Source organism: Micromonospora sp. DT68 (assembly GCF_049847245.1).
GTDB lineage: Bacteria > Actinomycetota > Actinomycetes > Mycobacteriales > Micromonosporaceae > Micromonospora > Micromonospora profundi.
The window spans coordinates 509,553-527,614 of record NZ_JBNCNZ010000001.1 but is presented as its reverse complement, the minus strand read 5'-3'; the positions used below and the strand labels follow the sequence as shown (position 1 = coordinate 527,614).

General features: G+C 70.7%; 16 protein-coding genes. 5 read left to right on the top strand and 11 right to left on the bottom strand.

The annotated features are described in order from the left end of the window. Nucleotides 1-141: 141 nt before the first annotated feature. Complete coding sequence (locus ACPXB1_RS02545) at nucleotides 142-1,578, top strand: gamma-aminobutyraldehyde dehydrogenase (RefSeq protein ID WP_355597331.1); 1,437 nt, start codon at nucleotides 142-144, stop codon at nucleotides 1,576-1,578. Between the two features lie 27 nt (nucleotides 1,579-1,605). Next, entirely contained in the window at nucleotides 1,606-2,913 is a 1,308-nt protein-coding gene (gene gabT / locus ACPXB1_RS02540) for a 4-aminobutyrate--2-oxoglutarate transaminase (RefSeq protein WP_425734735.1), read from the top strand. 59 nt (nucleotides 2,914-2,972) lie between these two features. Here the strand turns inward: gabT and ACPXB1_RS02535 are convergent, their stop codons facing one another. From ACPXB1_RS02535 to ACPXB1_RS02510, 6 genes are all read right to left on the bottom strand, one after another. After that, nucleotides 2,973-3,662 carry a hypothetical protein gene (locus ACPXB1_RS02535; protein WP_425734734.1) on the bottom strand — a complete coding sequence of 230 codons (690 nt, stop codon included), beginning with the start codon at nucleotides 3,660-3,662 and terminating at the stop codon, nucleotides 2,973-2,975. 58 nt (nucleotides 3,663-3,720) lie between these two features. Next, nucleotides 3,721-4,386, bottom strand: a complete 666-nt coding sequence (locus ACPXB1_RS02530; protein ID WP_425734733.1) for a M15 family metallopeptidase — start codon at nucleotides 4,384-4,386, stop codon at nucleotides 3,721-3,723. Next, a complete protein-coding gene (locus ACPXB1_RS02525) occupies nucleotides 4,383-5,510 on the bottom strand; it encodes a D-alanine--D-alanine ligase family protein (RefSeq protein ID WP_425734732.1) in 1,128 nt (375 codons plus the stop codon). The genes ACPXB1_RS02530 and ACPXB1_RS02525 overlap by 4 nt, the downstream gene beginning before the upstream one ends. Next, the gene (locus ACPXB1_RS02520; protein WP_355597322.1) at nucleotides 5,507-6,532 is read right to left on the bottom strand and encodes a threonine ammonia-lyase; all 1,026 of its coding nucleotides are present in this window, start codon (nucleotides 6,530-6,532) and stop codon (nucleotides 5,507-5,509) included. The genes ACPXB1_RS02525 and ACPXB1_RS02520 overlap by 4 nt, the downstream gene beginning before the upstream one ends. Nucleotides 6,533-6,631: 99 nt before the next feature. Then, entirely contained in the window at nucleotides 6,632-7,696 is a 1,065-nt protein-coding gene (locus ACPXB1_RS02515; RefSeq protein ID WP_425734731.1) for a sensor histidine kinase, read from the bottom strand. Further along, complete coding sequence (locus ACPXB1_RS02510; protein ID WP_355597318.1) at nucleotides 7,693-8,358, bottom strand: response regulator transcription factor; 666 nt, start codon at nucleotides 8,356-8,358, stop codon at nucleotides 7,693-7,695. The genes ACPXB1_RS02515 and ACPXB1_RS02510 overlap by 4 nt, the downstream gene beginning before the upstream one ends. 235 nt (nucleotides 8,359-8,593) lie before the next feature. On the opposite strand from ACPXB1_RS02510, the gene ACPXB1_RS02505 reads away from it, so the two are divergent. From ACPXB1_RS02505 to ACPXB1_RS02495, 3 genes are all read left to right on the top strand, one after another. Continuing rightward, nucleotides 8,594-9,868, top strand: coding sequence for a GAF domain-containing protein (locus ACPXB1_RS02505; protein ID WP_425734730.1), 1,275 nt, complete (start codon nucleotides 8,594-8,596; stop codon nucleotides 9,866-9,868). A 48-nt stretch (nucleotides 9,869-9,916) separates the two neighbouring features. After that, nucleotides 9,917-11,422: an aldehyde dehydrogenase gene (adh, locus tag ACPXB1_RS02500; protein ID WP_355629155.1), complete on the top strand. Its 1,506-nt coding sequence runs from the start codon at nucleotides 9,917-9,919 to the stop codon at nucleotides 11,420-11,422. A 98-nt stretch (nucleotides 11,423-11,520) separates the two neighbouring features. After that, entirely contained in the window at nucleotides 11,521-11,877 is a 357-nt protein-coding gene (locus ACPXB1_RS02495) for a DUF779 domain-containing protein (protein ID WP_425734772.1), read from the top strand. A gap of 265 nt (nucleotides 11,878-12,142) precedes the next feature. Here ACPXB1_RS02495 and ACPXB1_RS02490 read toward each other — a convergent pair whose 3' ends face one another. The 5 genes from ACPXB1_RS02490 to ACPXB1_RS02470 all read right to left on the bottom strand — a co-directional run bounded on the left by ACPXB1_RS02490 (nucleotide 12,143) and on the right by ACPXB1_RS02470 (nucleotide 17,925). Further along, nucleotides 12,143-12,997 carry a type IV toxin-antitoxin system AbiEi family antitoxin domain-containing protein gene (locus tag ACPXB1_RS02490; protein ID WP_355631688.1) on the bottom strand — a complete coding sequence of 285 codons (855 nt, stop codon included), beginning with the start codon at nucleotides 12,995-12,997 and terminating at the stop codon, nucleotides 12,143-12,145. A 255-nt stretch (nucleotides 12,998-13,252) separates the two neighbouring features. Further along, nucleotides 13,253-13,858 carry a G5 domain-containing protein gene (locus tag ACPXB1_RS02485; protein ID WP_355597310.1) on the bottom strand — a complete coding sequence of 202 codons (606 nt, stop codon included), beginning with the start codon at nucleotides 13,856-13,858 and terminating at the stop codon, nucleotides 13,253-13,255. Nucleotides 13,859-14,352: 494 nt separating this feature from the next. Continuing rightward, entirely contained in the window at nucleotides 14,353-15,615 is a 1,263-nt protein-coding gene (locus tag ACPXB1_RS02480; protein WP_425734729.1) for a saccharopine dehydrogenase C-terminal domain-containing protein, read from the bottom strand. Further along, on the bottom strand, nucleotides 15,615-17,054 hold the full coding sequence (locus tag ACPXB1_RS02475) for an NAD(P)/FAD-dependent oxidoreductase (RefSeq protein WP_425734728.1): 1,440 nt from the start codon (nucleotides 17,052-17,054) through the stop codon (nucleotides 15,615-15,617). The genes ACPXB1_RS02480 and ACPXB1_RS02475 overlap by 1 nt, the downstream gene beginning before the upstream one ends. Nucleotides 17,055-17,088: 34 nt before the next feature. Then, nucleotides 17,089-17,925 (bottom strand): ABC transporter permease, encoded by an 837-nt coding sequence (locus ACPXB1_RS02470; protein ID WP_355597304.1) that lies wholly within the window; start codon nucleotides 17,923-17,925, stop codon nucleotides 17,089-17,091. Nucleotides 17,926-18,062 lie beyond the last annotated feature (137 nt).

Genomic DNA, 18,062 nt, shown 5'->3' with positions numbered 1-18,062 from the left:
GCGGCCAGCCGCACGAGGTGACCCGTGGTCGACGGAAACAGTCGCAACAGGCCTTGTCTGCCGCGGATTCAGTAGCGAAGATGGCAGGCAGATTGCGATAACCGCCGTAGACCGCACCCGGCCCCCTCGGAGAGTCCCGCCATGAGTGACCAGCAGCAGCTGCGCAACTTCGTCAACGGCTCCTACGTCGAACCGGCCGATGGCGGGTACGCCGACCTGATCGACCCGTGCACCGGTGAGGTGTTCGCCCAGGCACCCGTCTCCGGTGCCGCCGACGTGGACGCGGCGATGACCGCCGCCGCCACCGCCTTCGAAAGCTGGCGGGAGGTCACCCCGGCCGAGCGGCAGCGGGCGATGCTCAAGCTCGCCGACGCCGTGGAGGCCCGCGCGGCCGAACTTGTCAACGCCGAGGTCCGCAACACCGGCAAGCCGCGCCAGCTCACCGCCGACGAGGAATTGCCGCCCGCGGTGGACCAGTTCCGTTTCTTCGCCGGGGCGGCCCGGCTGCTGGAGGGTCGGTCCGCCGGCGAGTACATGGCGGGGCACACCTCGTACGTGCGGCGCGAGCCGATCGGCGTGTGCGCCCAGGTCACGCCCTGGAACTACCCGCTGATGATGGCGGTCTGGAAGATCGCCCCGGCGCTCGCCGCCGGCAACACGGTGGTCCTCAAGCCGTCGGACACCACGCCTGTGTCGACGCTGCTGCTCGCCGAGATCGCCGCCGAGTTCTTTCCGCCGGGGGTGTTCAACGTGGTCTGCGGCGACCGGGACACCGGTCGTACTCTCGTGTCGCACCCGACCCCGCAGCTGGTGTCGATCACCGGCTCGACCCGCGCGGGCATGGAGGTCGCCGCCGCGGCGGCGCCCGACCTGAAGCGGACCCACCTGGAGCTGGGCGGCAAGGCCCCGGTGGTGATCTTCGACGACGCTGATGTGGCGGCGGCGGCCGAGGCCATCGCGATGGGCGGCTACTTCAACGCCGGGCAGGACTGCACGGCCGCGACCCGGGTGCTGGCCGGGCCGGGCATCCACGACGACTTCGTGGCGGCGCTCACCGAGCAGGCCCGCAACACCAGGACCGGCGCCCCGGACGACGCCGACGTGCTCTACGGCCCGCTGAACAACGCCAACCAGCTCGCCCGGGTCAGCGGCTTCGTCGACCGGTTGCCGGACCACGCGGCGATCCAGACCGGCGGGTCCCAGCAGGGCGAGCGCGGCTACTTCTACGCGCCGACAGTCGTCTCGGGGTTGCGCCAGGCCGACGAGATCATCCAGGACGAGGTGTTCGGGCCGGTCATCACCGTGCAGCGCTTCTCCGACGAGGACGAGGCGGTGCGCTGGGCCAACGGCGTCGACTACGGCCTGTCGGCGTCGGTGTGGACCCGCGACCACGGCCGGGCGATGCGGATGACCCGACGGCTGGACTTCGGCTGCGTCTGGGTGAACACGCACATCCCGTTCGTCTCGGAGATGCCGCACGGCGGCTTCAAGCACTCCGGGCACGGAAAGGACCTCTCGGTCTACAGCCTGGAGGACTACACCCGGATCAAGCACGTCATGCACAACATCGAGGGCTGAACCGTGAGCGCGAGGAGTGAGCCGGGTTTGCGAGCCCCGCAGCCGCGACCGAAGGTCGGCGCCGTGCCGGGTTCGGAGGACCTGCACAAGCGGCGTGGCGCTGCGGTCGCGCGAGGCGTCGGAAGCGTCATCACGTCATATGTGGACAGGGCTGCCGGAGGGACGATCACCGACGTCGACGGGCGGGAGTGGATCGACTTCGCCGCAGGCATCGCTGTGACGAGCGTCGGCAACGCCGCACCGAAGGTCGTCGAGGCGGTCCGTGCGCAGGTCGAGCGGTTCACCCACACCTGCTTCATGGTCGCGCCGTACGAGTCGTACGTGGCGGTGTGCGAGCAGCTCAACGCGTTGACGCCGGGTGGGTTCGAGAAACGCTCGGCGCTGTTCAACTCCGGTGCCGAGGCTGTCGAGAACGCCGTCAAGATCGCCCGGCATGCCACCGGGCGGCCAGCGGTGGTGGTGTTCGACCACGCGTACCACGGCCGGACCAACCTCACGATGGCGTTGACAGCGAAGAACATGCCCTACAAGCACCGCTTCGGGCCGTTCGCCGGTGAGATCTACCGGGTGCCGATGTCGTACCCGCTGCGCGACGGCGGGCTTCCCGGGGCCGAGGCGGCGGCGCGGGCGATCGAGATGGTCGAGAAGCAGGTCGGGGCCGAGAACGTCGCCGCGCTGCTGATCGAGCCCATCCAGGGCGAGGGCGGATTCGTGGTGCCCGCGCCCGGTTTCCTGCCGGCGCTACGGGCCTGGGCGACGGCGGCCGGAGTGGTGTTCGTCGCCGACGAGATCCAGACCGGCTTCTGCCGTACCGGCGACTGGTTCGCCTGCGAGCACGAGGGCGTCGAGCCCGACCTGATCACACTGGCCAAGGGCATCGCCGGCGGCCTGCCGCTGGCCGCGGTGACCGGTCGGGCGGAGCTGATGGACGCGGTGCACGTCGGTGGGCTCGGCGGCACGTACGGCGGCAACCCGATCGCCTGCGCCGCCGCGCTTGCCACCATCGAGACCCTGCACGAGCTGGACCTGGCCGGCGCGGCCCGCCGGATCGAGTCGGTGCTGGTCCCCCGGCTACGGGCCATCGCCGAGCGGGATCCCCGCATCGCCGAGGTACGCGGGCGCGGCGCGATGCTCGCCGTCGAGCTGGTGCAGCCGGGCTCACTCACCCCCGACCCGGTCGCCACGGCGGCGATCTCGGCCGCCTGCCACGCCGCCGGCCTGCTCACCCTGACCTGCGGCACGTACGGCAACGTGCTGCGCTTCCTGCCCCCACTGGTGATCTCCGACGACCACCTCACCCGGGGCGCCGACATCCTCGAAGCCGCCTTCGCCTGACCCGAAGGAAGGGCCCCTTCTTAACGCCTGGTGCATAAGAAGGGGCCCTTCCTAACGCGTCAGCGGAGCACCGTGACCGTATTCCGGCGCACCAGGTTCTTGCCCGACTCGCGGATCTGCTCCATCGCGGCGCTGTTGAGCAGCACGCAACTGCCCGACGGGCCGGTCACCGTCACAGTGGTCGCACGGTTGTTGTCCAGGTTCGTCACCCGCAGCCGCGTACCCACCGGGAACCGATCGCTTGTCGCCGCCGGCGCGGCAGCCTCCTCGAAGAAGGTGATCGCACCCGAGCACACCGAGCCGGGTGCCGGTCCGGACGCGGCGGGAGACGCCGCTCCGGGGCGTACCGTGTCGGCGGGCGGCGCGGCGGCGGGCGGGGCTGCGGCGGGCGGGGCTGCGCCGTCGAGCCGTTCCACGACGTTGCGGCGGATCACGTTCTTGCCCGGCTCGCGGACGAGGTCCATGGCGGCGGCGTTGAGCAGCACACAACTGCCCGACGGACCGCTCACCGTCACGGTGGCCGTCCGGTTGTTGTCGAGATTGGTCACCCGCAGCCGGGTACCCACCGGGAACCTGTCACTTGTCGCCGCCGGCGCGCCGGCCTCCGCCGAGAACGTGACCGACCCGGAGCAGGCGGACTGCCGTGCCGGGGCCGTGCCGGCGAACCCGAACCCGGTTCCCACCGCCACACCCGCCGCGGCGAGCACCGCCACGGTCGCCGCCAGCACGTGCCTGCGCTGCACCCTCATCGCCGTCACTCCCGTCCTCGGTGGTGTTCTTTCACCGCCTGGTACGGACGGGAGGGCCCTACCGTTCAGCCGTCGCCGCGACGGCAAGGTCAACCGGCCCGTACCGGGTGTGCGGGGCCCCGGTCATCAGCGCCCAGTAACGGTCCCCGTACGACCAGTGCCACCACTCGGTCGGATAGTTCACCAGCCCGGCACCACCGAGTGCGTCCGCCAGGAGCTGCCGGTGCCGGCGAGCGGTGGCCCCGATTGTGGGTGCGTCGGTGAAGCAGGCGTCGGCGCTGTCCTCCGGGGTGGCGTCCACGGCAGTGCCGAGATCCAACTCCACGCCGTCGACGGTGCAGAGGGTCAGGTCCACAGCGCCGCCCGTGGTGTGCGGGGCGACCTCGACCGGCGAGACGAACTTGCTCGTCTCCCGGTGCAGCCGTTGCGCAGGCCAGTCCGGGTGCCGTCGGCGCAGCTCGTCGCGGTAGCCGGTGAAGATGGACAACTGCGCCCGGTACGGCCGGTATCCCTCGATGACGAGCAGGCGTACCCCTGCGGGCAGCGCGCGCTGCGCGGCCAGCAACCGGTCCGCGACACCCGCGCGCAGGCGGGCGTACGCCCCGTCGCGGTCGGCCGCACGCCCGTCCAGCCGCAGCTCGGGAAACTCGCGCAGGTCCACCAGGGGATCGCCGTCGTCGGCGCTGGGCACCGCCGCCACCCGGGGGTCGGAGAGCAGGATCATCGAACGCTCCCGCTGGTCGCGACGCGTTCCGCATGTCGGGTACGCGCCAACGCCACCAGACGCTCCACGACCTCGCGATAGCCGACGCCGGTCGCCGCCCACACCTTCGGGTACATGGAGTGCGCGGTGAAGCCGGGCATGGTGTTGAGTTCGTTGACGTACAGCTCGCCGGTCGTCTCGTCGTAGAGGAAGTCCACCCGGGCAAGCCCCCACCCGCCGATCGCCGCGAACGCGCGCAGCGACAACTCGCGGACCCGCTCGGTCACCTCGTCGGGCAGCACCGCCGGAACGATCATCGGATCGCTGTCGCCGAAGTACTTCTGCTGGTAGTCGAACCAGCCGCCGGCGACGCGTACCTCGCCCACCGCCGACGCCTCCGGCCGCCAGCCGCCGAGCACCGCGCACTCCAACTCCCGGCCGGCGACACCCTGCTCGACGATGACGTGCTTGTCGTGCCGCAGCGCCTCCTCCACGGCGGCGGCCAGGTCGTCGCCCTCGCCGACCCGGGAGATGCCGATCGACGAGCCCATGCTGGCGGGCTTGACGAACAGGGGTCGGCGCAGCCCGAGCACAAGCTTCTCCGGGTCCGCGGTCTCCCGCCAGGTGTACGCGTCGAAGGCGACGTACGGGGTGACAGGGATTTCCTCGGCCCGCAGAGCCCGCTTCATCGCCACCTTGTTCATGCCCACGGCGGAAGCGAGGATGCCGCACCCGACGTACGGCACGTCCAGTTGCTCCAGCAGCCCCTGCACCACGCCGTCCTCGCCGAACGGGCCGTGCAGCACGGGGAAGACCACGTCGAGTTCCGCGTGCACCGCCCCGGGGGCATTGCCGGCGCACACCTGCACGGTCCCCGGGCGGGGGCCGGACCGCAGCTCGACAGCCGGCCCGGTCACTGTCAACCGGTCGTCGATGGCCCGATCGGCGGCAGGCCGGTCCCGCAACTCGGCAAGCTGCGCGTCGGGCAGCAGGCGGAATCCACCGCTGCGGGTGATGCCGATGGCGACCGTGCGGTACCCACCACCGGCCAGCGCCCGGACCACACCAAGCGCCGAGGAGCAGGAGACCTCGTGCTCCGCCGACGGCCCACCGAACAGGATTCCGATCCGAATCGGGGCACTCATGCCGCCGCTCCTTCCACAGTCGTCAACTCCGCGAGCCGGGGCGCCGTCAACCGGGCTGCCAGCTCCGCCTCAACGTTTCCGCCGGTCAGCACCACGCCTACCGTCCGCTCCCCGAGCGCACCGCCGGCCCGCTCTTCCCGCAGCCGGAGCGCGCCGGCCAGGCCGGCCGCCCCGGACGGCTCGACGAGCACCTTCAGCTCCATCAGCAGCAGCCGGAACGCCGAGGCGATCTGCTCGTCGTCGACACGGACGACGCCGTGCAGCGCGCTCCGCAGGATCGCGAACGGCAGCTCACCCACGCAGGACGGCCGCAGCCCGTCGGCGATGGTGGGCGCCGGCGCGACCGGAATCCGCTCGCCCGCGGACAGGCTGCGCGCCAGCGAGTCACAGCCGACCGGCTCGACGCCGTACACAGTGATGCCGGTGCCGGCGGCGGCCAGGCAGGCACCCGCCACCCCGCCGCCGCCACCGACCGGCACCACTATCGCGTCGAGCGGGGTGCCGGCGCGTTCGGCCTGTTCGATCAGCTCAAGGCTGGCGCTGCCCTGCCCGGCGATCACGTCCGCGTGGTCGTACGCGTCGACGACCGGGTGGCCGGTCTGGTCGCGGAGCGCGTACGCCATCGCCGCCCGCTCGTCGACGCCGGTGCCCGCGAACACGACCCGCGCCCCCGCGGCACCGGCCCGGTCGACCTTCGTCGCCGCGGCGTCGACAGGCAGCACCACTGTCGCCGCGAGGCCGTGCTGGCGGGCCGCCAGCGCCACAGCAATCGCGTGGTTGCCGGTGCTCTGGGCGATCACCCCGGTGTGGCCGGCGGCGGCGAGCCTGCCGACGGCCCGCAGCGCACCGCGCATCTTGTACGAGCCACCGGTTTGCAGGTTCTCCGCCTTGAGCAGGACCCGGCCACCGGCCAGCAGGTCGATCGCCGGGGAGCGCAGCACCGGGGTACGGATCACCCGGCCGCTGAGCCAGCGGGCGGCGTCCTCGACATCGGCCCGGACGGGGCCAGCTGTGGATGACATCGAACTCCTTTGTCACGGCCCGGACCGCGTCGGTCGTTTTTCGGGCACGCCGGAGGTGGGGTGCCGAGGGGCTCGGCTCCCGGAACGGTGTGGGTGGTGTCAGGTCGCTGCGGGTAGGTGGACGTCCACCCGCAGCCCGCCGTACTCGGCGGGTCGGGCGGCGATGGTGCCGTCGTGCGCCTGGGTGATCGAGCGGACGATTGCCAGGCCGAGGCCAGCGCCACCGCCGTGCGAGGTACGGTCCCGGGCGAGACGACGGAACGGTTCGAAGAGGCCCGCGACAGCCTCAGCCGGTACGGGCTGACCGGTGTTGACGACTGTCAGCGCGGGCGCGGAACCGACTGTGACGGTCAGCGAGCCGCCGCGCCGGTTGTACTTGATCCCGTTCTCCACAAGGTTTGTGACAAGGCGTTCGAGAAGCACCCGCTCACCGACGACGACCCTCGGCGCGAGGTGACTCTCGATTGTCACGCCTGCCTCCCGGGCCCGGTCCTGGTAGCCGGCGAGGACCCCGTCGACGAGGTGGTCGAGCCGCTGCGGGATGCGCGCCCGCAGCCCCTGGTCGCTTTCGCTGAGCGCCAGCAGGCCCTCGATCAGCCGCTCGTTACGTTCGTTGGTCTCCAGCAGTTGGCCGGTGAGCAACTCCAACTGCTCGGGGGTGAGCGACCGGGCCATGCCCACCTCGATAAGAGTCCGCTGCACGGCGAGCGGCGTACGCAGCTCGTGGGAGGCGTTCGCGGCGAACCGCCGCTGCCCCTCGTACCCGGCGGAGACGCGTTCCATCATCTCGTCGATGGCCCGCGCCAGCTGGGCCAGCTCGTCGTTGCCCCGAGGGCGGATGCGGTGGCCCAGGTTCTGCGGGCCGAGGTGCCGGATCGGCTCGGCGAGGTTACGCACCGGGCGCAGGCACCACGACGCCCCGAACCAGAGCGCCAGCAGGGCCGCCACGGTCACGACCACCACCGACAGCACGGGAAGCACGAACGCGCTCCTTCCCGCCTGCGCGCAGGACTCCGACACACCGGGCAACGGCAGACCGCAGAGTTGTAGGCCGCGATTCCACAGCAGTCCGGTAAGCCGGTTGCCGACCGCCGGCAGCACCGGCCCGGCGAGCAGCGCCAGCAGACCCACAAGCAGGACCCGGCGGCGGGGAGTCCAGCTCACGCCGGCCCGCCGAGGCGATAACCGGCCTTTGGCACCGTGTGGATGACCGGCGGGTCACCGAGCTTCTTGCGCAGCGTCATGACGGTTACCCGTACGGCGTTCGTGAACGGGTCGGCGAACTCGTCCCAAGCCTGCTCCAACAGGTCCTCCGCGCTCACCACCTGCCCGCCGGCACGCAGCAGCACATGCAGCACGGCGAACTCCTTCGGGCTGAGCGCCAACGGGCGGCCGTCCCGGGTGGCGTGGTGCCGGGCCACATCCAGCACCACGCCATCCCGGGCGAGCACCGGCGGAAGCGCCGGGGTGGACCGCCGCCCGAGGGCCTGCACCCGGGCGACCAGTTCGGCGAAGGCGAACGGCTTGGTGAGGTAGTCGTCCGCGCCGAGGCCGAGACCCTCCACCCGGTCCCGGATGCCAGCCGCCGCGGTGAGCAGCAGCACCCGGGTGCCGACGGCGGAGCCGGCGATACTGCGGCACACCTCGTCGCCGGTGTGGCCGGGCATGTCCCGGTCCAGCACCGCCACGTCGTACCTGTTCACGCCGATCCGCTCCAGCGCACCGTCACCGTCGTAACAGACGTCGACGGCCATCGAGAACCGCCGTAGCCCCTCGGCCACGGTGTCCGCCAACAACCTCTCGTCGTCCGCCACCAACACCCGCACGATTCCGCTCCCCCGTGGTTCGCATTGCCCGCATACCGTCGCAGGCCCGGGTTAAGGGTTCTGTAAGCACCCGCCGGAGCCATCCTCCACGCCGTCATCCGGCCGACAAACCGCCGCTACCAGGAGCTGCCGCCTTCCTCCCCGTCAAACGCGGTGTGCGTCGTGCGTCCCGGACGCTTTCGGCAGTTGGCGATCAGACGTGAGCTGCGTCACGATGGGGCCGAGGAGGTCGCCGATGGCTGACCCGTGGCTCGCCCTGGAATTCGGCGTCGATCCGGTGGAACGGATCGCGCAGGTCGGCGCCGCCCACGAAGCATTCCTCACCGGCGCCGCACCGCATCGGGTGCGGGACGTGGTCCGCCGGTCCTGGGAACGCTCGGCACGGCTCGACCCCGAGGCCACCCCGCCTGTCGACCTGGCCGACGACGTCCTGGCCGCATACCGGGCCGCCCACCCGTTGGCCCGGGTGCTGCCGCTGTTCCGTGACCTGCTCGGCGGCACCGCCCAGGACGGCGCGCACCTGATGGCGGTCTGCGACGCGTACGGGCGGCTGCTCTGGGTCGAGGGGCATCCGGGTGTGCTCCGGCATGCCGAGCGCATGAACTTCGTGCCCGGCGCCCGCTGGGACGAGACGCACGCCGGCACCAACGCGCCCGGCACCGCGCTGGCCGTCGACCACAGCGTGCAGATCTTCGCCACCGAACATTTCAGCCGCCCCGTGCAGCGCTGGACCTGCGCCGCCGCGCCGATCCACGACCCCACCACCGGACGGCTGCTCGGCGCGATCGACATCACCGGCGGGGACCACCTGGCCAACCCGCACAGCCTGGCGCTGGTCCGTGCCACCGCCCGAGCCGCCGAGGCGCAACTCGCCGTCGACCGACCGGCGCAGCCTGGTGTCGCCACGGTGACCGCGCTCGGCCGCGACGAGGCGGAGCTACGAATCGACGGCCGGGTGATCCGGCTCGGCCGCCGACACAGCGAACTACTGGTGCTGCTGCTGCACCACCCGGAGGGGCGTACCGGCGAACAGCTCGGCCTCGACCTGTACGGCGACGACCGGCTCCACCCGGTCACAGTGCGCGCCGAGCTGTCCCGGTTGCGCCGGGTGCTCGGCGCCGAGTTGCTCGACTCCCGCCCGTACCGGTTGCGCGGCACCATCCACGCCGACTTCACCACCATCACCCGATTGCTGGACCTGGGCGATCCGGTGGGAGCCCTCGACGCGTACTCCGGGCCTCTGCTGCCCAGCTCGGACGCGCCGGGAGTGACGCGACTGCGCCGGCTGATCGACGGCCAGCTCCGCGCGGCGGTGCTGGCCGCCGCGGACCCGGCGCTGCTCGCGGCCTGGACCGCGACGCCGGCCGGCGTCGACGACCTGGCCGCGTGGCAGGCCCTGGCGCGGGCGTTGCCGGTGGCCGCGCCGCGCCGGCCCCTCGCGCTGGCCCGCATCGACCAGCTCTCCGGTGAGTACGACCTTCCGCGCGCAACGTGGCTGCAACGTTCCTGAAACTACCGTCGCCGTCGGCACACCCGCACAACGACGGCGGAGGTAACCATGACGCGCTACGACGCGCCCACCCACTGGCAGACCCGTTACGACCACTTCATCGGCGGCGAGTACGTCAAGCCGCACGGTGGTGACTACTTCGAGAACCCCACCCCGGTCACCGGGCAGACCTTCACCGAGGTCGCCCGGGGCACCGCCCCCGACGTGGAGAAGGCCCTGGACGCCGCGCACGGCGCCGCCGACGCGTGGGGGCGGACCTCGGTGGCCGAGCGGGCGCTGATCCTCAACCGGATCGCCGACCGCATGCAGGACAACCTGGAATCGCTCGCCATCGCCGAGAGCTGGGAGAACGGCAAGCCGGTCCGGGAGACCCTCGCCGCCGACATCCCTCTCGCCATCGACCACTTCCGCTACTTCGCCGGGGCGATCCGTGCGCAGGAGGGCTCGCTCGGCGAACTCGACGACGACACAGTGGCCTACCACTTCCACGAGCCGCTCGGCGTGGTCGGGCAGATCATCCCGTGGAACTTCCCGATCCTCATGGCAACCTGGAAGCTGGCGCCCGCGCTCGCCGCCGGCAACGCCGTGGTGCTCAAGCCGGCCGAGCAGACGCCCGCGTCCATCCACTACTGGCTGTCGCTGGTGGCGGACCTGCTGCCGCCGGGCGTGCTCAACATCGTCAACGGCTTCGGCGTGGAGGCCGGCAAGCCGCTGGCATCCTCGCCCCGGGTCGCGAAGGTCGCGTTCACCGGCGAGACCACCACCGGGCGGCTGATCATGCAGTACGCCAGTGAGAACATCAAACCCGTCACCCTTGAGCTGGGCGGCAAGAGCCCGAACATCTTCTTCGACGACGTCAGCGCCGCCTCCGACGACTTCCTGGACAAGGCGCTCGAAGGCTTCACCATGTTCGCCCTCAACCAGGGCGAGGTCTGCACCTGCCCGTCCCGGGCGCTGATCCAGCAGGGCCACTACAGCGATTTCCTGGACGCGGCAGTGGCGCGCACGAAGGCGATCGTCGCCGGACACCCGCTGGACACCGACACGATGATCGGGGCGCAGGCCTCCAACGACCAGTTGGAGAAAATCCTGTCCTACCTGGACATCGGCCGGCAGGAAGGCGCCAAGGTGCTGACCGGAGGAGCGCGCGCCGACCTCGGCGGCGAACTGTCCGGCGGCTACTACGTGCAGCCCACCATCTTCGAGGGCGACAACTCGATGCGCATCTTCCAGGAGGAGATCTTCGGGCCGGTCGTGTCGGTGACCTCGTTCGCCGACCTCGACGACGCCGTGAAAATTGCCAACGACACCCTGTACGGGCTCGGCGCGGGCGTGTGGAGCCGGGACATGAACACCGCGTACCGGGCCGGGCGTGCCATCCAGGCCGGTCGAGTGTGGACGAACTGCTACCACGCGTACCCGGCGCACGCCGCGTTCGGCGGGTACAAGCAGTCCGGCATCGGGCGGGAGAACCACAAGATGATGCTGGAGCACTACCAGCAGACCAAGAACCTGCTGATCAGCTACTCCACCAAGAAGCTCGGCTTCTTCTGATGAGCGACACATCCGTCGGCGGCGCGGTGCCAGGGTCACCTGGTGCCGCGGCGCCTCGGTCACCGGATGCCGCGGTGCCAGGGTCACCTGGTGCCGCGGTGCCGGGTGCGGCGTCTCCAGTCGCTCTGACCCCTGCGGCGGCCGAGCTGATCCGGTCACTGCGGGGGCGGCACGGGCCGCTGATGTTCCACCAGTCCGGCGGCTGCTGTGACGGCAGCGCCCCGATGTGCTACCCGGCGGGCGAGTTCCGTACCGGCTCGTCCGACGTACTACTCGCCTCGCTCACGGTCGACGAGGTGCCCGAGCCAGTCGAGTTCTGGATCTCGAAGTCCCAGTGGGAACTGTGGAAACACACGAGGCTCACCGTCGACGTGGTCCCAGGCCGAGGCAGCGGCTTCTCCCTGGAAGCCCCAGACGGCGTCCGCTTCCTAATCCGCTCCCACCTAGCCCCCTAACCCACCCCACCCCACCCCTCCCTCCCGCCCCTCACCTCACCTCGCCCCCGCCCCGCCCCCGCCCCCGCTTTTCCGGGCCCCGTCCGCCCCGCCCTGCCGCGTCGATCATGGAGTTGTGGTGGGCGCTGGATGACTAGTTGCACCTTTTGTGAGGCACCACAACTCCATGATCGACGGGCGGCGGCTGGTCAGGCCAGGAGCCCGGAGGTCGGGGGTCGGGAGGGCGGGGTCGGGTCGGGGGTCGGGAGGGCGGGGGCGGGTTGGGTTACGGGTGGAGGAGGAGAGGAGCGAGGGTGGCGATGATGTGTGCTGGGCGGCGGTAGAGGTCCAGGTCGGTGAAGTGGCGCATTTGCCAACCGTTGGCGGCGAGCCAGTTCATCCGGGACCGATCACGCCGGAGCCGGTCACGGTCCAGGTGGGACGAGCCGTCGTACTCGACTCCGACCCTGCGTTGCCGGTAGCCAAGGTCAAGGCGGTACAGCGGTATCCCGTTGCCGTCGGGGACCCAGAGCTGCGGCTCCGGCGGCGGGAGTCCTCCATCGATCAACACCAGCCTGAGCTGGCTTTCCTGTCGACACTCCGCGCGAGGGTCGGCACGTGGCACGAGCTCGCGCGCCTGGCATACGCCGCGCAGGCGTTCGTGCCGATCGACTTCGATCCGAAGTTCCTCAGGTCGGCAGGCGCCGACGCGAAGGCACAGGTCCAGTAGCGGCATCGCGTCCATCCGACGCATTGATCGGGCCAGGTCGACCGCACACCGGGCGGCGGGAGCACAAGGCACTCCGCCCAGTAGCACCGGGTCGCGCACGGGCAGAACCGCCTCGTGGGCAACGACCCCCCGGATGTGCGGAACGCTCTCCCCGGCCGGCACGATTATGTGGACGTCGGCGCTGCGGGCGTCGCCGAAGCCGTGCAACTGCGCGCCGGTATGGAAGCCGACGACCGCACTGTCAGGCAGCCGCCGAAAGATCGCGGGCAGGTGCTTCGGCGAGTACGCCGAGGGCGCGTAGACGCTCCGCGACAACCGGCGCAGCCTGGACTGCTCTGCCAGCCTCCGCACCTGTTCCCGACTGAGGCCCGCAGCGAGCAGCTCCGAGTATCGAAAAAGGCCCTCCGTCATGCCTGAGAATCTGCAGCCAAACCTGGGGATCCGGCGCCCCCAACTCGGCACCTTGTGGATAACCACCGCCCCTGTGCACAACCCCCAATCAAACGCCATCCGTGCTATGGCCCCGAGCCCCGTTCCCGTCGATCATGGAGTTGTGGTGCCGGACAGAGGCCGCAAATCGGTGCTGACCGCCCACCACAACTCCATGATCGACGCAAGCGGGGCGGGGCGAGGCGGGGGCAGGGCTGGGCTGGTGTTGGTTGGGGATTAGTCGCAGCCGTAGCCGTCGTTGTCGCGGTCCAGGTCGTAGATGTCGATGCCGATGACCTTGACGACTCCGCTGACGTAGGCAGGACCGTTGCCGCTGCCTCCTGCGCAGTCGACATCGCTGGCAATGGGTACGCAGGGGGTGTAGTTCGGGTCGCACTTGGATGACTGCGCCTTCTTGGTACCGATGGCGACGACCTGGGTAACCGGCTGCTTCGTGACCGTGGACTTGACCAGCTTCTTGCCCGTCTGCACCCCGTCGGTGGTGGTCACCTCGTAGGTCAGGGTCCGGATGCCGTTGGCGCCCTTGGTCCGTACGACCCGCTTGCCCTCGGCCAGGGACGAATCCTTTACGGTCCGCTCGCCGTGTCGGATCGTGGCCCGCTCCGTCACGGTCGAGACCTGCACCACCGGCGCGGGCGCAGCACTGGACGGGGACGGCGGGGCCGACGGTTCGGCCGCGGCGGAGGGTGCGATGGAGGGTGCGGCAATCGGCGGCACCGCCTGCGCGGGGGCCTCGGTCGGCTCGGCCGGCGCCGCCAGGATGGGCTGCTGCGCTTCGTCGGCCGCGGTATTGGTGCGGCCGGGCGTCGGCTCGCCGACCATCGCGCCGACGATCGCGCTGCCGGCGCAGCAGAGCAGTAGGAACGACAGTGCGATCGAGCCGAGGATCACGGCGACTCGACTCGCGGGACTGGCCCGGCGGAACCAGTTCGGTCGGGGCCCGGACGACGGTGCGTGCGGCGGGCCAGGAAACGGCGGTGGATGCATCGTCACGGCGATGAGTGTCGTCGCAAATACTTTGTGCAATATCCACCGTCGTGCTCGTCATGTGTGCCGCCTGATCCACACCGGACGTTCATCGGCTACCACCAGTGCCACGCATCGGTGACGGTCAGCGCCGAACACGGCATTCCGGGCCGCCCCACGGCCAAGACTGAAAGCCGAACGGGCAACCCGTACATGCAGCAAAGGCATAAATCGTCACGCATCAAGCGAACCTACGGCGGATACGCCGAGGTCGCCCGGGAGCCGCCGATGACGTGTCGGGTTGGCGTCACTGCGGCGGTCAGCGGGGTTCAGGGTGGGCTTGTGCGGGTTCAGCCCTGAACCGGACGACGGGTGATCGCGGCGGACGGGTGGCGTTCGGCCCATTCATGATTCCGCTCCTCCAACCCCCACGGCGAGCCGTACGCGGTCAGCAGGTCGAGGAACGGCACTGGGGGTAGCGCCTCCGGGCCCAGCACCCCGACGCCGGACCAGACGCCGTCGGCCAGCAGTTCCAGTGCCACGACCGGGTTGACCGCCGTCTGCCACACCACTGCCTGGTGGCCGTACTCCCGCATCGACCACTCGTTGTCGACCACGTGGTAGAGGTAGACCTCGCGGGGCTGCCCGTCGCGGCCGAGGCCGCGCACCCAGGTGCCGGCGCAGGTCTTGCCGCGCATCCGGTCGCCTAGCGTTGCCGGGTCGGGCAGGCTGGCGGCCACCACGTCGCGCGGGGACACGTCGACGCCGCGTACCCGCACGGGCGTGGTCGCGTCCAGGCCGAGCTTGTGCAGCGTCTTGAGCACCTCGATGAACTCGTCGCCGAGGCCGTACTTGAAGGTGACCTTCCGGGCGTCGACCCAGCGCGGGATGAGCAGCACCTCTTCGTGTTCCACGTTTACGCACTCGACCGGTCCGATGCCCTCGGGGAAGTGGAACACCTCCGGCTCGCTGAACGGCTCCGTGGTGTACCAGCCCCGGCCCTTCTCCCAGATCACTGGCGGGTTGAGGCACTCCTCGATGGTGGTCCAGATGGAGAAGGAGGGCGCGAAGTCGTAGCCGTCGACGGTCAGGTTCGCGCCGTCGCGGACGCCGATCTCGTCGATCTCACTGAACAGTTCGTCGGCGGCATAGCGGGCGAAAACGTCGGACAGGCCCGGTTCGACGCCGATGCCGCACAGCGCCATCCGGCCGGCGTCGACCCACCGGTCCGCGACGGCGAACTGTTCGTCGCCGAGCTTTACCCCGGTCTCGGAGTACGGAAGGGCGGGGTGCGGGTGCGACAACGACATCGCCATGTCCAGGTAGTCGGCCCCGGCCGCGAACGCGCCGTCGAAGATCGGCATGACGAAGCGCGGGTCGACAGCGTTGAGCACGTGGGTGATCCGGTGCTCCCGGCAGAGCGCCGCGACCGCGTCTGCCGAGGAGGCGTCCAACCGGGCGGCGACGAAGCGGTCACCGTGCCCGCTGATCGCGCGGCTGGCCCGGTCCCGGTCGTAGTCGGCGACCACAATCGTCTCGAAGAAGCTGCGGCGGGCGGCGATGGCGACGGCTGCGGACCCGACGCCACCGGCACCGATGAGCAGGATACGCATCAGGAATCGAACCCCAAACCAAGACGATCGAGGGTACGCAGCCACAGGTCGCGCCGGCCCTCGCGTGCGTCGGCGCGGGCCATCGACCGGCGGGTGAGGTTGATGCCGATCGCCCGGATGGGTTCCGGTGGGAACGGCAACGGCTTGCGGCGTACCAGGTCGAGCCGGATCAGCGGGGTGTTCCCGCCGTCGAGCAGGTCGAGCAGCACCCGGGCGGAGAAGCGTGTGGCGCCGACACCGAGCCCTGTGTAGCCGGCCGCGTACGCCAGTCGGCCGTCGAAGGCGGTGCCGTAGAACGGGCAGAACCGGGTGCAGGTGTCGATGACGCCGCCCCAGCGGTGGCTGAAGTGCACGTCGGCGAGCTGCGGGAACGTGGTGAAGAAATGCTCGGCGAGGGTGGTGAAGGTGGCCGGGCGCTGCTCCAGCTCGGGGGCGACCCGGTTGCCGTAGTGGTAGACCGCGTCGTAGCCGCCGAAGAGAATCCGCCCGTCGGTGGTCATCCGGTAGTAGTGGAACTGGTTGCCGGTGTCCGCCAGCCCCTGCCTGTTGCGCCAGCCGATCGCGTCCCGCTGGGCTGGAGTGAGTGGCTCGGTCATCAACACGTGGTCGTAGACCGGCACCACGTACGCGCGCAGCCGGCGCAGCAGCGGCGGAAACGCGTTGGTGGCCAGGACGACCCGCCGCGCCCGCACCGATCCGGGCCGCCCACCGGCGGCGGGATCGCCGGCGTCTGCGCCGAGGGTGGCGGCACGCAGCGCAGCGCCGTCGGCGCGCAGCCCGGTGACCCGGGTGTGCTCGTGCACCCGCACGCCGAGGTCGAGGCAGGCGCGGCGCAGACCCCACGCCAGCTTCGCCGGGTCCACCATTGCCACCCGGTCGGCGTCGAACATCCCACCCAGGTACGTCGGTGAGTCGACCTCGGCGCGCACCTCGTCCCGGTCGAGCAGCCGTACCCGGTGGCCGTACCGGCGGGCCAGCTCCGCGTCGGCGGCCAGCCCGTCGAGTTGGTACGGCTCGACGGCGACGGCAAGCTCGCCGGTACGTTCGAAGTCGCAGTCGATGTCGTGGTCGGCGACTGTGGCGGCGATGGCGTCCAGGTTTTCCCGGCCGAGGCGTTCCAGCTCGCCGACCTCGTCGGGGAAACGCTCGACGCCGTTGGCGAGCCCGTGGGTGAGCGACGCCGCGCAGAACCCGCCGTTGCGCCCGGACGCGGCCCAGCCGCAGGTGCCGGCGTCGACAAGCAGGACATCGCGGTCGGGGTTCGCCTGCTTGGCCAGCAGTGCTGCCCAGAGCCCGCCGTACCCGCCGCCGATCACGAGCAGGTCGGCGGTCTGCGGGCCGACGAGTGGCGGCAGCGGGTCGGGGCGGTCGGGACGGTCCAGCCAGTACGGCACGGGTGCCGCGTCGGCGAGCGCCCTGTCGACCTGCGGAAGGGTCATGACCGAAGACCTGTCGGACGACCCACCGCCGGGCTCATGACGACCGGCGCGGTTGAGGTGCCGTACGGGCCAGCAGGTTGGCGCGGCGGGCCCGTCGCCCCCGCAGCGAGCTGAGCCCGACCAGCAGCAGGGCGATCACGAACATCGCGGTGCCGATGACGTTCACCTGCGGTGGGATGCCCCGCTGGGCGGCACCCCAGACGTACATCGGGAACGTGACTGTGGTGCCGGCGTTGAAGTTCGTGATGATGAAGTCGTCGAAGCTCAACGAGAAGGCCAGCAACGCGGCGGCGACGATGCCCGGCAGCACCAGCGGCAGGGTGATCCGTCGGAACGTCTGCCACTCGCTCGCGTACAGGTCCATGGCGGCTTCCTCCAGCCGCCGGTCCATCCCGGCAAGCCGCGCCTTCACCGTCACCACGACGAACGACACGCAGAACATGACGTGCGCGATGACGACGGTCCAGAAGCCCAGGGGTACGCCCGCCGACACGAACAGCGCCAGCAGCGACGTGCCCATCACCAGTTCCGGGGTGGCCATCGGCAGGAAGATCAGCACGTTGACGCCGGACCGACCCCGGAATCGGTGCCGGACCAGCGCGAACGCCATCAGGGTGCCGAGCACTGTGGCGGCCACTGTGGAGATGAAGCCGATCTGCACGCTGCGGACCACCGCGTCGCACATGTCGGAGGTGGCGCACGGCTGCCGCCAGTTGTCCAGCGTGAACTCGTTGAAGTCGTACGACAGGCGACTCGACGGACGGTTGAACGACAGCCCCGCCACCACGAGGATCGGCAGCGCCAGATAGCCGAGCACCAGCAGCGCGACGATCATCACCCAGCGGTCAGCAAGCCAGCGCGACACCCTCACCAGAGCCGCCTTCCATTCGCGACTGCGGGGCTCCGCTGCGCTGCACTCCTCGCGCTCATCACAGCCTCCTTGGATTCGCGACTGCGGGGCTCCGCTGCGCTGCACTCCTCGCGCTCATCACAGCCTCCTTGGATTCG